Raw genomic sequence first — 14,191 nt, 5'->3', positions numbered from 1 at the left:
AACAGGAGTAGGGTTAATGGCCGTACAAAAGAGCAAAAAATCACGTGCAGCACGTGGTATGCGTCGTTCACATGATGCACTAACTACAGCAGCAGTATCTGTAGATTCAGCATCAGGTGAAACTCACCTACGTCACCACGTGACAGCTGACGGTTTCTACCGTGGCCGTAAGGTTATCAACAAGTAAGGTTGAACCTTGATGGGTCTTACCGTTGCACTTGATGCAATGGGCGGGGATTTCGGTCCTCAAGTAACAGTGCCTGCCGCCGTGCAGGCACTGTTGCATTCGCCTGAGCTCAAACTCATTCTTTTTGGTGATATAAGTGCTATCACTGCGCAACTTACTCTTCTAAATAAGCTCAATCATCCTCGGCTATCAATCGTCCATTGCGATAACGTTATAGCCAACGAAACACGTCCATCTCAAGCATTACGTCATAGCAAAGGTTCTTCGATGCGAATGGCATTAGATGCTGTTGCAACAGGTGATGCAGATGCCTGTGTTAGTGCTGGTAATACTGGCGCACTGATGGCGCTATCTCGCTATGTGCTTAAACAACTTCCTGGTGTTGAACGTCCTGCTTTAATTTCAGAGATCCCTAATCGTAATGCTAATCATACTTGGTTATTAGATTTGGGTGCCAATGTTTCCTGCGATGCTGATACCTTATTTCAATTTGCCGTTATGGGGTCGGTCGTTGCTGAACAAACATTAGGTACAGCACCTCGAGTCGCATTACTCAATATTGGTGAAGAATCGATTAAAGGCAACGATTTGGTTAAGCGTTGTGCTGAAATGTTAACTCAATCAGCTGATATTAATTACATTGGTTATATTGAAGGTCACCAATTGTATTCAGATAAAGCAGATGTGATTGTATGTGATGGTTTTGTCGGTAATGTGAGTTTAAAAACCAGTGAAGGGGTGGCTAACCTGTTCATTGATTGTATTAAGCGTAATATTGGTCGTAATCCATTTAAGCGATTGATTGCTAAATGGCTGTTTCGTGAGCTGTTTAATAGCTTACAACAATTGAACCCCGACCAGTATAATGGCGCAAGTCTGTTAGGATTACGCGGTATAGTAGTGAAAAGCCACGGAAGTGCTGACACCACAGCTTTGGAGAATGCCATAAGCCAAGCGGTTTATGAGATTAAACGCCAAATACCGATGAAAATCAGTGACCGTCTGGAAGAGGTCTTACTAGAGAGGCATTATTAGTCTTCATGTATAGCAAAATTCTAGGAACTGGCAGCTACCTGCCACAACAAGTACGTTCAAATGCGGACTTAGAAAAAATGGTAGAAACAAGTGATGAGTGGATTGTTGCGCGTACAGGTATTCGTGAGCGTCGTATTGCATCTAAAGATGAAACCGTTGCCGTTATGGGCTACCAAGCGTCGTTAAATGCAATAGAGATGGCTGGTATCAATAAAGAAGATATCGATCTGATTATTGTTGCTACTTCTAGCGCAAGCCATTCATTCCCCTCCGCTGCTTGCCAAGTGCAAGGAATGTTAGACATAAAAGGCTGTCCTGCGTTTGATTTATCAGCGGCATGTACTGGCTTTGTGTATGCTCTGAGTGTTGCTGATCAGCATATTAAAACGGGTATGGCGAAAAACGTACTCGTGATTGGCTCTGATGCACTGTCTCATTGCTGTGATCCACAAGATCGTTCAACGGTTATCCTATTTGGTGATGCAGCTGGTGCGGTCGTTATTGGCGCGAGTGAAGAGCCAGGGATCATTTCAACACATCTGTATGCGGATGGTCATTTTGGTGGTTTATTAAGCCTTGCTGTGCCAGAACACGGTAAAGATTTTGACGCTAATACATGGCTTTACATGGCTGGTAATGAAGTGTTTAAAGTGGCGGTAACCCAGTTATCGAACTTAGTAAAAAGCACGCTTGCTGAAAATAATATGGATAAATCTGAGCTTGATTGGTTAGTGCCACACCAAGCAAATATGCGTATTATTTCCGCGACAGCGAAAAAGTTATCAATGTCTATGGATCAAGTAGTTGTGACGCTTGATCGCCATGGTAACACTTCAGCGGCAACGGTACCGACTGCGTTAGATGAAGCAGTACGTGATGGCCGTATTCAACGCGGTCAAACGCTATTATTAGAAGCGTTTGGTGGTGGTTTCACTTGGGGCTCAGCACTGGTGAAATTTTAAACTAAACTCGAATGGGTTTAGTTTGCGTCGCTAAAAGAATTTTGCGATAAGGCAGAAGGTTGAATATAGTAAACGCTGTCTTATTAGCTATTAATTTTACTGAACGATCAGTATATAAAGAATAAGGATTCTCAAATGTCTAAGTTCGCGATTGTTTTCCCTGGACAGGGTTCTCAAACTGTTGGCATGCTTGCTGATTTAGCAGAGCAATTTGATGTGGTTAAGCAGACGTTTGCTGAAGCCTCTGATGCGTTAGGTTACGACCTATGGGCATTAGTACAAAATGGTCCAGTTGAAGATTTAAATCAAACTCAATGTACACAGCCGGCATTATTAACAGCATCTGTGGCAATTTGGCGAGTATGGCAACAACAGGGCGGTGAACAGCCTGCTGTTTTAGCTGGACACAGCTTAGGCGAGTACTCTGCGCTTGTATGTGCAGGTGTGATTGATTTCCAAGCTGCGGTTAAGTTAGTTGAACTACGCGGTAAGCTAATGCAAGAAGCTGTGCCTGCTGGTGTAGGCGCTATGTCTGCAATTATTGGTCTTGATAACGATGCGATTGCAGCAGCATGTGCGCAAGCGGCTGAAGATCAAGTATGTTCACCGGTTAACTTTAACTCGCCTGGTCAAGTTGTGATAGCGGGTAACAAAGAAGCAGTAGAGCGTGCTAACGTATTGTGTAAAGAAGCTGGTGCTAAGCGTGCATTACCATTGCCAGTATCAGTACCTTCACATTGTGCATTAATGAAGCCAGCTGCAGATAAACTAGCAATTGCATTAGAAGGTTTAGCATTTAATGCGCCGACAATCCCTGTGATTAATAATGCAGATGTAGCGACTGAAACTGATCCTGTTGCAATTAAATTGGCACTTGTTAAACAACTATACAATCCAGTACGTTGGACTGAGTCTGTAGAACGTATGGCGTCTGAAGGCATTGAAGAGTTGCTAGAAATGGGACCGGGTAAAGTATTAACGGGCCTAACTAAACGTATTGATCGTGCACTTGGCGGCGCAGCGGTAAATGATGCTGCATCATTAACTGCAGCACTGGCGAAGTAATTAAGCTTTAAAGAGGATTTACAATGAGCCTGGAAGGTAAAATTGCACTAGTTACAGGTGCGAGCCGCGGTATTGGTCGTGCTATTGCCGACATTTTAGTTGAGCGCGGCGCAACAGTTATTGGTACAGCAACATCAGAAAGCGGTGCTGACGCTATTAGTGCGTATCTTGGCGATCACGGTAAAGGTTTTGCGTTAAACGTAACTTCACCAGAGTCAATTGAGACAACATTAAAGCAAATTAAAGAACAATATGGCGATATTGATATTCTAGTAAATAACGCCGGTATTACTCGTGATAATCTATTAATGCGTATGAAAGATGACGAATGGCAAGATATCATGGATACCAACCTAACGTCTGTATTCCGTCTGTCTAAAGCGGTACTGCGTGCTATGATGAAAAAGCGTAATGGTCGCATCATTAGCATTGGTTCTGTTGTTGGTACGATGGGGAATGCTGGTCAAACTAATTACGCCGCAGCAAAAGCTGGTCTATTAGGTTTTACCAAATCAATGGCGCGTGAAGTTGCTTCTCGTGGCATCACTGTTAACGCTGTTGCGCCTGGTTTCATTGAAACTGATATGACAAAAGCGTTAAATGACGATCAACGCGCAGCAACGTTAGCAAATGTTCCTGCTGGTCGTTTAGGCGATCCGCGTGAAATTGCAGCAGCTGTTGCTTTTTTAGCCTCTGATGACGCTGCTTATATAACAGGCGAAACATTGCACGTTAACGGCGGCATGTATATGATTTAAGCAATTTCTTTGTAATACTTCATGATTCAAGTCAAATTGAACTATTTTTCTGGTTAAATCGTGGTTTGACCAGCATTATGAGTATTGCAACTTTTGCTGTAATGAATAAACTACAACAAATCGCATTAGCGAATTCTTGTTAAAGGAAATATATTAGTATGAGCAACATCGAAGAACGCGTAAAAAAAATCATCGTTGAGCAACTAGGCGTAGACGAAGCAGAAGTTAAGAACGAAGCATCTTTCGTTGACGATCTAGGTGCTGATTCACTAGATACAGTTGAACTAGTAATGGCTCTTGAAGAAGAATTCGATACAGAAATCCCTGACGAAGAAGCTGAAAAAATTACTACTGTTCAAGCTGCAATCGACTACGTAAACAGCGCACAGTAATATAAAAATGAATATCTCCAGGCGGTCATTATGACCGCCTGTTTTTTTTCAGTTCCCGTTTTATCCTCAATTCCCGGAGAAATTAATCGTGTCTAAGCGTCGTGTAGTTGTAACTGGCATGGGTATGCTTACCCCGGTTGGTAATTCTGTTGAATCTTCTTGGAAAGCTTTACAGTCTGGCACTAGTGGTATCAGTACCATCCAACATTTTGATGCAAGTGCATTTGCTACTCAATTTGCCGGAATGATCAAAGACTTCAATTGTGAAGATTACATGTCTAAGAAAGATGCACGCAAAATGGATTTATTTATCCAATATGGCGTTGCAGCTGGCGTACAAGCGTTCAAAGATTCTGGTATTGAAGTTACAGAAGAAAACGCACCACGTATTGGTGTTGCTATCGGTTCTGGTATTGGTGGTTTAGGTTTAATTGAAGCTGGCCATCAAACATTAATGGACAAAGGACCACGTAAAATCAGTCCGTTCTTTGTTCCATCAACAATTGTTAATATGATCGCAGGCCACATGTCTATCATGTACGGTCTACGTGGTCCAAATATCGCTATCTCTACAGCGTGTACGACAGGTCTTCATAACATTGGCCATGCTGCACGTATGATAGCATACGGCGATGCTGACGCTATGTTAGCGGGTGGTGCAGAAAAAGCATCAACAGAATTAGGCATGGGCGGCTTTGCTGCTGCTAAAGCGTTATCGACACGCAACGATGATCCTCAAGCGGCTTCTCGTCCATGGGACAAAGATCGCGATGGTTTCGTGTTAGGTGATGGCGCTGGTGTGATCGTACTAGAAGAGTACGAACATGCGAAAGCACGTGGTGCGAAAATCTACGCAGAGCTAGTTGGTTTTGGTATGAGTGGCGATGCTTACCATATGACATCGCCAAGTGCTGATGGCTCCGGTGGCGCATTGGCAATGGAAGCATGTATTCGTGATGCTGGCATTAACGCAGACCAAATTGGTTACATTAATGCACACGGCACATCAACACCTGCGGGTGATGTGGCTGAAACATTAGGCATCAAGCGCGCTATGGGTAGTGCAGTTTATAATGTAATGGTCTCTTCTACTAAGTCAATGACTGGTCACTTATTAGGTGCTGCTGGTTCAGTTGAATCAATTATTACGATTCTAAGCTTGGTTGATCAAGTTGTACCACCAACAATTAACTTGGATAACCCAGGTGAAGGTTGTGATCTTGATTACGTTCCAGGTGAAGCACGTCAAGCGAACCTAGAATATGCATTATGTAATTCATTCGGTTTTGGCGGCACTAACGGTTCGTTATTGTTTAAGAAGATCTAATTTGATTGTTGCCTCTTGAGCAATAATTGCCAGAATCTGATATGATTAGATGGCCTGATATTTCGATATCAGGCTATTTTTTTAGCTGTGAAAAAGGACCTTCGATGGCGTTAGTCAATGGTTGTGAGCAACAAACACTTGCTATCACAGATAGAGCAACTCAATACGGCGATGGTTGTTTTACAACGATATTGGTTGACCAGCAATGCGTTCAGTTGTGGTCATTGCATTTAGCTCGCTTAGAGTTGAGTTTACAACGACTAGCGATTTCCGCACCAAATTGGCAGCAGATATATAGCCAAGTTGCGGTATTAGCCTTGAAATACCCTGATAAAGGCGGTATTAAAATACTCATCAGTCGCGGTAGTGGTGGTCGAGGCTATAATCCGCTTGGTTGTCACGATACCCAAGTAGTTATCAGCGATTTTGAATGGCCATTGCATTATCAGCAATGGCAACAACAAGGGATTACATTAGGTGTGTGTCAGCAACGAATGGGAAATAGCCCTATGCTTGCAGGTATGAAACATCTTAATCGCCTAGAACAAGTATTATTGAAGCAAGAAGTTGAAACGGCCGGTTGGGTCGATGCGATTACACTTGATGGGGACGATCGCGTAATTGAAACCACAGTCGCAAATCTGTTTTGGCGTCACGGTAATACTGTATATACTCCAGCCCTACAGCGGACAGGTGTTGCAGGGGTGATGCGTCAGCAAGTGCTGAATATGCTTGATGAGCTCAATTATGACTATCAAGTGGGTGATTTCAGTGTTGATGCTGTGTTGGCCGCCGATGAGGTATTTATAACCAACTCACTGATGACATTAGTCCCTGTTAATCAAATACAAACAACACAATATTGTCAACGTACAATGTTTAAAACACTATGGAAGAGGTTACATTCGTGCTAAAGAAGTTGATGCTTGTGGTTTTCATTCTGGGCTTGCTAACAGCAAGTGCGGCAGGTTGGGGCTTTTATCAACTCCAATCAGCAATTGATAAACCGGTGCAGATTAAACAACAAACGTTTATTACCGTGAAATCAGGCACGTCTTTTCGTGGCTTATTAGCCCAGTTAAGTGATGAAAAAATCATTAAAGAATCGCCATTATTGCGATGGGTTGGCTATTTAGAGCCGAGTTTAACTGATATTAAAGCGGGTACTTATGCAATAGAGCCGCAACAAACATTGCATGCCGTGTTAACCATGCTCACCGAAGGCAAAGAATACCAATATGCCATTACCTTGGTTGATGGTGAACGTTTTAGCGAATGGCGTCAGTTGCTACAAACTGATCCGCATTTAATCCATACCACTGATGACATGACTCAGCAGCAAATTAGCCAAGCGGTTGGGATTGATAATGATAAGATTGAAGGCTATTTCCTGCCAGATACTTATCATTTTACCGCTGGTACCAGTGATATTAGTATTCTAAAGCGTGCGCATGTAGCAATGATGAAAGAGTTAGATCTTGCTTGGCAGCAGCGTCAAAAAGATCTACCACTCAAGACTCCTTATCAAGCATTGATTATGGCATCGATCATTGAAAAAGAAACCGCAGTGGCAAGTGAGCGTGGTTTAGTGGCATCGGTGTTTATGAATCGCTTACGTGCGAACATGCCATTACAAACAGATCCTACGGTGATCTATGGTATGGGTGATAAGTATGATGGCAATATCACTAAAAAAGATCTGCGTACGCCAACAGCTTATAACACATATACCATGCGCGGTTTACCGCCAACGCCGATAGCGATGCCAAACAAAGCTTCTATCATGGCAGCTGTTGATCCAGATAACAGTGATTATTATTATTTTGTCGCAGATGGCAAAGGCGGCCACAAATTTTCAACTACGTTAGTCGAGCACAATCGTGCGGTTCGTGCTTACCTTAAAATATTAAGAACACAGAAATGATCGGTAAATTTATTGTTATTGAAGGCCTTGAAGGAGCTGGTAAAAGTACAGCTATTGCCCAAGTTATTGCAACATTAGCAGAGCATGGTATTGAAAATCCACAATCAACCCGCGAACCCGGTGGTACGCCATTGGCTGAACAAATGCGTGCGTTGGTTAAACAAGGCCATCCTGATGAGCCGTTAACAGATATGGCAGAGTTGTTACTGCTGTATGCCGCGCGCATTCAATTGGTTGATAACGTTATTAAGCCAGCACTTGCCCAAGGGCGCTGGGTGGTCGGTGACCGTCATGACATGTCATCACAGGCTTACCAAGGTGGCGGTCGTGGTTTTGATCGTGCATTGATGGAAAATCTGCGTGACACAGTTTTAGGTGATTTTCGTCCGGATTTAACTATCTATATGGATATTGATCCGGTACTAGGTTTACAACGTGCCCGTGGTCGTGGTGAGCTAGATCGTATCGAACAAATGGATATTGCTTTTTTTGAGCGTGCCCGTGAGCGATTTTTAGCGTTATGCACTAATCAGCCTAATGTAATTATCATTGATGCGAGTCAAACGTTAGAACAAGTCACTACTGATTTAATCCAAGCATTACAGACTTGGTTGGAGCAACAATAATAATGATCTATCCATGGCAACAAACTTTGTGGCACAACTGGCAGCAGTTGCTTGAGCAACGACGTTTACACCATGCTATTTTGTTATTAGCGGCAAAGGGCAGTGGACGTGGCGTATTAGCACGACAATTATCCAAAACCGTACTCTGTCAAAACTCAGACAGTGAAGCTTGTGATGTTTGCCATAGCTGTAAATTGTTTGAAGCAGAAAGCCATCCCGACTTTCATGTTATTAAGCCCGAGCAAGATGGTAAACAAATTGGTGTCGATGCGGTTCGACAATGTAATCGTTGGGCAACAGAAACCTCACACCTTAATGGTCAGCGAGTGATTTTAATTGAACAAGCGGATGCATTAGGTGAAGCTGGGGCAAATGCGATATTAAAAACCCTTGAAGAGCCACCTGCGGGGTGCCAATTTATTCTCACCGCGCAAAGCCTTGATCGGTTATTACCTACCATTGTTAGTCGTTGTAATAAATGGCGTTTAAATCCACCCGATGAAAAAAATGTCAAAAGCTGGGTTGAAAGTCAGCTGCATCAGTCTATTTTCTTAGAAAGTGTGCGACTTAATAATGGCGCGCCATTAGCAACTTTAGCTTTTATCGAAAGTGGGTTAGACATTCGCTATGGTAACTTAGTCAAAGCGTTTACTGAGTTTGTGCAGCCGCCGCATATTGGTATTTATGATGTGGCGGCGATGTGCAGTGCCGATGGAATTGTTACCCTGCAATTGTTGAGTTACTTGCTTGTTGATAGCTTAAAATGGCAACAAGGGGCAACCGAATATCTTGTTCATCAAGAGTCATTAGCTGCTGTAGAAGCGATTGCGACCACAATACCAACGGTATTATTATTAGAACAAGTACGTAATATTAATAACTTACATCGTCAATTAGCAAAGCATACTGGGCTTAATATTGAGTTGTTAGTGGTTGAATGGTTAACTGGATTTATTGGTCAGTAGCACTGATCAGTAACCTTTTCGATAACCACGTATTACCTGTGTTATAAAATGAAGTAATAGAATAAATTAAGAGGAAAGCCTGTGTTAGTCGATTCACATTGTCACCTTGATAAACTTGATTATGACAAATTACATACAGGGATTGATGATGTATTAAATAAGGCCAAGGAACGTGGCGTTGAATATTTTCTGTCAGTAGGGGTTACATTAGCCGCCTTTCCTAAAATGATGGAATTAATTGCACCTTACGATAACGTGTTTGCATCATGTGGTATTCACCCATTAGATGTTGAATCTGGTTATGATTCAGAGCAATTTAAAGCCTACGCTAGTCATGAAAAAGTGGTTGCGATTGGTGAAACAGGGCTTGATTACCACTACCAGCCAGAAACAGCGGAATTACAGCAAAAATTGTTTCGTGAGCAAGCGCGAGTAGCAGTTGAATTAAATAAGCCACTAATTATTCATACTCGTATGGCGCGTGAAGACACGATGCGTATTTTACGTGAAGAAGGCGCAGAGAAATGCGGTGGTGTGTTGCACTGCTTTACTGAAGACTTAGATATGGCATTAGCGGCGATTGAGCTAGGCTTCTATATTTCAATCTCTGGTATTGTCACCTTCAATACAGCCAGCGATCTGAAGAACGTAGTGAGTCAATTACCGTTAGATCGGTTATTGGTTGAAACTGATTCACCATTCTTAGCGCCAATCCCTTACCGTGGTAAGCAAAACCAACCCGCTTATACTCGTGAAGTAGCGCAATACATTGCATTACTAAAAGGTGTTTCTGTTGAAGAAGTTGAGCAAGCAACAACTAAAAACTTCTTTACTCTGTTTTCATTAGCGAAACAGTAACAGCGATTGTTGAGATGACATTAAAGAGAAGCTTCGGCTTCTCTTTTTTTTTGGGGCTGGTGGCTGGTGTGACAGAATCGCTTGGTGTTTACTCTGTCTATTATCCGTCATCTCGGAAGTTGAGGTACGAGACTATCCGTGATCTACTCACCGCGTGATTGAGCCTTAAAGATGGCGATTTTTGAGAGGTTTAGTTTTGACGTTCATAATTTGAGCTCGCGGGTATTCACTGTCGGGAATGACGGAGGGGAGTTGGGTAAGAGATAGCTACGTGTTTATTTATAAAATTATAATTAGATAAGTGACCGATTTTTTATATTTATAACCATTAGCGAATTAAATTTGGTTATTTAAACTAATACAAACCCAACAGTTTGATTGTTTTTTAAACGTGATCAATAGTTGTATTCGAGATTCCCACTAAGAAGAAAATAGCATTTGCTGTTTTAATTAGGTTAAATATTACGCTGTAGTCTAATTGTATTATTAATGCGTATTTCTGAGTTACATTGTGTTACTTACGTTTCGTTTCTGTAATAAAAGTTTTATTGGAATTACATTTTTTTGTTTTTATTATCAGTAATTTACGGCTCGTAGTCTGTTCTATGTGATCAATGTTCTATATTTTGCATGTTATTTAAGTATATTCTGGAAAAATCGGTCAAAAACGAGCAATATGCTATCGGGGATACGTCTGTGAAGAATGTTTTAATCAATTTATTATTAAAACCAGCTCAAATTAGATTTATTAAAGTAGACGCTCACGTTATATGAATCCCATATTAAGCTAATTAAATTAATAACTTATTACGTATGTACTAGTGCTATATTATTACATTCACTGGTATTTGTTTGAATATAAAAGGTAAAAATCATGTCGAAAGATATTCAATCTTCAGCGGCGAAGATCCTCGAAGGGATTGGCGGTGCTGGTAACATTAAGTTTCTGACGTGCTGTGCAACGCGTTTACGTTTTGAATTAAACGATAACTCAATTGTAGATAAAGCCGCATTAGATGCTGTTCCTGAAGTAATGGGTTGTGTTCCTCAAAGTGGCGAGCGCTACCAAATTGTTGTTGGTGGCGGTGTTGCGACGATGCATAGTGCACTGCAACAGTTAATTGAAGATAGTAAAGCAAGCGGTGGTGCTGATAACACTAAAACTGAAACTAAAGCAGCATCAAATGATGATGTAAAAGCCTCACTACGTTCAAGTGGCGTTCGAGGTAAAGTTGCTTGGGTTGATGGTTTCTTTGAGTACCTTTCAGATTCGTTCCGTCCCATTTTAGGTATTTTACTTGGCGCATCATTAATTATTGCATTATGTGCAGTATTAGATGCGTTACACATTGTTGATTTCCGTGGTGATAAGTCTGCAGGTTGGGTCTTTGTCGATGCAATGTGGCATTCTGTATTCTACTTCCTGCCTATCATGGTTGCTTACAACGCATCGAAAAAACTTAAGGTTGACCCTTGGTTAGGTGCGGCGATCATGGGCGCGTTAATGACACCTGATTTCCAAAAGCTAACGTCGCTAGCATCTACAACGTCAATTAAAGATGCAACATTAGGTACTGTCTCTCACGTTGCTCACGTGTTTGGTTTACCAATGCAGCTTAATGATTACTCTGGTAACGTATTCGTACCGTTGATCATGGTTGCTGTACTAGCGCTGGTATATCGTTTCTTAAAGAAAATTATTCCTGATAACCTACACATGGTATTTGTACCATTCCTTTCTTTGATCATCATGATTCCGTTAACTGCGTTCTTGATTGGTCCACTAGGTGTATGGATTGGTACTTATTTAGGTCTTGGTTTAGCTTGGTTAAATACGCACGCACCGTTTGTGTTCGCGATTCTAATCCCATTACTGTACCCATTCCTTGTTCCATTGGGTCTACACTGGCCACTAAACGCACTAATGTTAATGAACATTCAAACGTTAGGTTACGACTTCATTCAAGGCCCTATGGGTGTGTGGAACTTCGCTTGTTTCGGTGCAACAGCAGGTGTATTGCTAATTTCACTGCGTGAAAAAGATGCAACAATGCGTCAAACCGCTTCTGGTGCGCTAGCCGCTGGTCTATTTGGTGGTATTTCAGAGCCATCACTATACGGTATTCACTTACGCTTTAAGAAAGTTTACCCACGCTTACTTGCAGGCTGTCTAGCGGGTGGTGTAACGCTAGCTGTTCTTAGCTCAATGTACGGCAGTGTTAAAACTCAAGCGTTTGCATTTACGTCACTACTAACGATCCCTGTGTTCCATCCAATGTGGATTTACGCAGTATCAATCGCGGTTGCTTTTGTTGTGCCAATGGTACTGATTGTTCTGTTTGATTACCGAACAGCAGAAGAAAAAGCAGAGCATAAAGAATAAGTTTATTTTTATTCATTAATTCAAAAATCCCGTGATGAAAATTGCGGGATTTTTTATGCGTAAAAAATAATATATCAACAATGACCAAGGGATTAATAACCATCTATATTGGCTGAGGTGGTTATAAAAAGATTAATGATTACTTTGTTGAGTTTAAAATAAAGTCGGACGTGGTTGTCTCTTATAATTTATAAATTACAAGCGAGACGGCTGGAATGATTATATAAAAAGTTAAATTCCAATCTTATATTACAATCAATTAACAATTGTTACTTATTATTGATGTTACATAGGTTACAAAGGTTACTTATTAGAGATGGTTTAAATTGTTTTAATTAGCCTGTTTGTGTGTTTTTTCTTGTTTTTTATCAATCAATTATGTGTTTTTATTTAAAATAAAACCTAATTGTTTCATTGTGATCTGCATTATAAATTGAAACTATAAATAATTACTTATTTGTAACTTTGACAGCCATCAAGTTATATTATCCGCCGCATTTTATACTAATGCTCGAAATAGACATAAAACAGGATTAGCAAAATGACTACGGGGGTATGTCGCTAATGCTGAGTCTTATTTTAATTTAATATACTCAGGAGCAAACAATGTTCACTAACGCAATTACCGTTGGTAATTGGAGCTGGTCTCTAACCGCGAAAGTGTTCAGCAAATGCTTATTTGTTTTTGGACAATGATTTAGAAATAAGACTCAATAGAGTCTGAAATTTATTTCATCGACAAGTTTAGAGTTCATCTCAAGGAGAGAAGGTAATGAAAGCCTTTTTCAGTAAGTTATCTCAAGCGGTAATGCTACCGATAGCCTTGCTACCAGCCGCTGGTATTATGCTAGGGCTTGGTGGTAGTTTTACTAACCAAAGTATGATTGATGCGTACCAAATTGGTATTTTGCAAGACGGAACACTTTTAAATAGTTTCCTACAGGTTATGACCGCAGCTGGCGGTATCGTCTTCGCAAACTTACCATTAATGTTCGCACTTGCGATTGCGATTGGTTTTGCACGTGCAGAGAAAGGTGCTGCAGCACTGGCTGCGACGATTGCATACCTAGTAATGAACGTTGCTATTGCTAAAACACTGACTGTTGCGGGTATGGTTGATACTACCAACAACACTGTTGTGCTAATGGGCAACCACTACGCTGGTGTACTTGCTGACGTATTGGGTATTCAAAATACACTGAGTATGGGTGTGTTTGGTGGTCTTATTGCTGGTGGTATTACTGTTATTCTGCATAACAAATACCATGACATTAAGTTACCTGAATTCCTAGGCTTCTTTGGTGGCGCACGTTTTGTACCTATTATTAGTGCATTCTCGGCATTATTCTACGGTATTGCGTTAGTATTTATCTGGCCATATATCGGTGCTGCATTTGGTTCTATCGGTGCAATGCTTGGTGAAATGACAGCTTCTGGTCACGGTTACATTGCATCATTCATTTTCGGTATTATCGAACGTGCATTGATCCCTGTTGGTCTACACCACGTATTCTATCTTCCACTATGGCAGACAGAAATTGGTGGTACAGCTGAAATCGCAGGCCATGTGTTTAAGGGTACTCAAAACATCTTCTTTGGCTCGTTAGCTAACGGTGATTACTCTCAATTCTCTTCAACTAACTTCATGAGCGGTAAATTCCCATTCATGATGTTTGGATTACCTGCTGCAGCTTACGCGATGTACACTG

General features: G+C 41.3%; 14 protein-coding genes. All 14 read left to right on the top strand.

Annotated features, from left to right (window positions below):
* Positions 1 to 16: 16 nt before the first annotated feature.
* A complete protein-coding gene (gene rpmF / locus BTN98_RS07755; RefSeq protein ID WP_006231206.1) occupies positions 17 to 187 on the top strand; it encodes a 50S ribosomal protein L32 in 171 nt (56 codons plus the stop codon).
* A 9-nt stretch (positions 188 to 196) separates the two neighbouring features.
* On the top strand, positions 197 to 1,222 hold the full coding sequence (gene plsX, locus BTN98_RS07750) for a phosphate acyltransferase PlsX (RefSeq protein WP_162271142.1): 1,026 nt from the start codon (positions 197 to 199) through the stop codon (positions 1,220 to 1,222).
* 5 nt (positions 1,223 to 1,227) lie between these two features.
* Entirely contained in the window at positions 1,228 to 2,184 is a 957-nt protein-coding gene (locus BTN98_RS07745) for a beta-ketoacyl-ACP synthase III (RefSeq protein ID WP_060998234.1), read from the top strand.
* A gap of 135 nt (positions 2,185 to 2,319) precedes the next feature.
* The gene (gene fabD, locus BTN98_RS07740; RefSeq protein ID WP_060998235.1) at positions 2,320 to 3,249 is read left to right on the top strand and encodes an ACP S-malonyltransferase; all 930 of its coding nucleotides are present in this window, start codon (positions 2,320 to 2,322) and stop codon (positions 3,247 to 3,249) included.
* Positions 3,250 to 3,272: 23 nt separating this feature from the next.
* Positions 3,273 to 4,007 carry a 3-oxoacyl-ACP reductase FabG gene (gene fabG, locus BTN98_RS07735; RefSeq protein ID WP_060998236.1) on the top strand — a complete coding sequence of 245 codons (735 nt, stop codon included), beginning with the start codon at positions 3,273 to 3,275 and terminating at the stop codon, positions 4,005 to 4,007.
* A 158-nt stretch (positions 4,008 to 4,165) separates the two neighbouring features.
* Entirely contained in the window at positions 4,166 to 4,399 is a 234-nt protein-coding gene (acpP, locus tag BTN98_RS07730) for an acyl carrier protein (RefSeq protein ID WP_004406112.1), read from the top strand.
* Between the two features lie 88 nt (positions 4,400 to 4,487).
* Complete coding sequence (gene fabF, locus BTN98_RS07725; protein WP_060998237.1) at positions 4,488 to 5,726, top strand: beta-ketoacyl-ACP synthase II; 1,239 nt, start codon at positions 4,488 to 4,490, stop codon at positions 5,724 to 5,726.
* Between the two features lie 104 nt (positions 5,727 to 5,830).
* Positions 5,831 to 6,640, top strand: a complete 810-nt coding sequence (gene pabC / locus BTN98_RS07720) for an aminodeoxychorismate lyase (RefSeq protein ID WP_060998238.1) — start codon at positions 5,831 to 5,833, stop codon at positions 6,638 to 6,640.
* Positions 6,634 to 7,650: an endolytic transglycosylase MltG gene (gene mltG, locus BTN98_RS07715; RefSeq protein ID WP_060998251.1), complete on the top strand. Its 1,017-nt coding sequence runs from the start codon at positions 6,634 to 6,636 to the stop codon at positions 7,648 to 7,650. The genes pabC and mltG overlap by 7 nt, the downstream gene beginning before the upstream one ends.
* Positions 7,647 to 8,276, top strand: a complete 630-nt coding sequence (gene tmk, locus BTN98_RS07710) for a dTMP kinase (protein WP_060998239.1) — start codon at positions 7,647 to 7,649, stop codon at positions 8,274 to 8,276. The genes mltG and tmk overlap by 4 nt, the downstream gene beginning before the upstream one ends.
* 2 nt (positions 8,277 to 8,278) lie before the next feature.
* Positions 8,279 to 9,241, top strand: a complete 963-nt coding sequence (gene holB / locus BTN98_RS07705; protein WP_060998240.1) for a DNA polymerase III subunit delta' — start codon at positions 8,279 to 8,281, stop codon at positions 9,239 to 9,241.
* An 81-nt stretch (positions 9,242 to 9,322) separates the two neighbouring features.
* Complete coding sequence (locus tag BTN98_RS07700) at positions 9,323 to 10,099, top strand: TatD family hydrolase (RefSeq protein ID WP_060998241.1); 777 nt, start codon at positions 9,323 to 9,325, stop codon at positions 10,097 to 10,099.
* A gap of 874 nt (positions 10,100 to 10,973) precedes the next feature.
* Positions 10,974 to 12,482, top strand: a complete 1,509-nt coding sequence (locus tag BTN98_RS07695; protein WP_060998242.1) for a PTS transporter subunit EIIC — start codon at positions 10,974 to 10,976, stop codon at positions 12,480 to 12,482.
* 772 nt (positions 12,483 to 13,254) lie between these two features.
* Positions 13,255 to 14,191 (top strand): PTS transporter subunit EIIC (locus BTN98_RS07690; protein ID WP_167390204.1); only part of this gene is annotated, 937 nt, incomplete at its 3' end.

It is taken from the genome of Photobacterium aquimaris (assembly GCF_002954455.1).
Classification (GTDB): Bacteria; Pseudomonadota; Gammaproteobacteria; order Enterobacterales; family Vibrionaceae; genus Photobacterium; species Photobacterium aquimaris.
Note: the sequence above shows the minus strand (reverse complement) of the source record. Positions and strands in the feature narration are given on the sequence as shown.

Excerpts from the sequence above, each read along its gene's own strand:
- tmk (WP_060998239.1), top strand. The coding sequence starts at position 7,647 with ATGATCGGTAAATTTATTGTTATTGAAGGCCTTGAAGGAGCTGGTAAA.
- holB (WP_060998240.1), top strand. The coding sequence starts at position 8,279 with ATGATCTATCCATGGCAACAAACTTTGTGGCACAACTGGCAGCAGTTG.
- fabD (WP_060998235.1), top strand. The coding sequence starts at position 2,320 with ATGTCTAAGTTCGCGATTGTTTTCCCTGGACAGGGTTCTCAAACTGTT.
- rpmF (WP_006231206.1), top strand. The coding sequence starts at position 17 with ATGGCCGTACAAAAGAGCAAAAAATCACGTGCAGCACGTGGTATGCGT.
- BTN98_RS07695 (WP_060998242.1), top strand. The coding sequence starts at position 10,974 with ATGTCGAAAGATATTCAATCTTCAGCGGCGAAGATCCTCGAAGGGATT.
- acpP (WP_004406112.1), top strand. The coding sequence starts at position 4,166 with ATGAGCAACATCGAAGAACGCGTAAAAAAAATCATCGTTGAGCAACTA.
- fabG (WP_060998236.1), top strand. The coding sequence starts at position 3,273 with ATGAGCCTGGAAGGTAAAATTGCACTAGTTACAGGTGCGAGCCGCGGT.
- pabC (WP_060998238.1), top strand. The coding sequence starts at position 5,831 with ATGGCGTTAGTCAATGGTTGTGAGCAACAAACACTTGCTATCACAGAT.
- BTN98_RS07745 (WP_060998234.1), top strand. The coding sequence starts at position 1,228 with ATGTATAGCAAAATTCTAGGAACTGGCAGCTACCTGCCACAACAAGTA.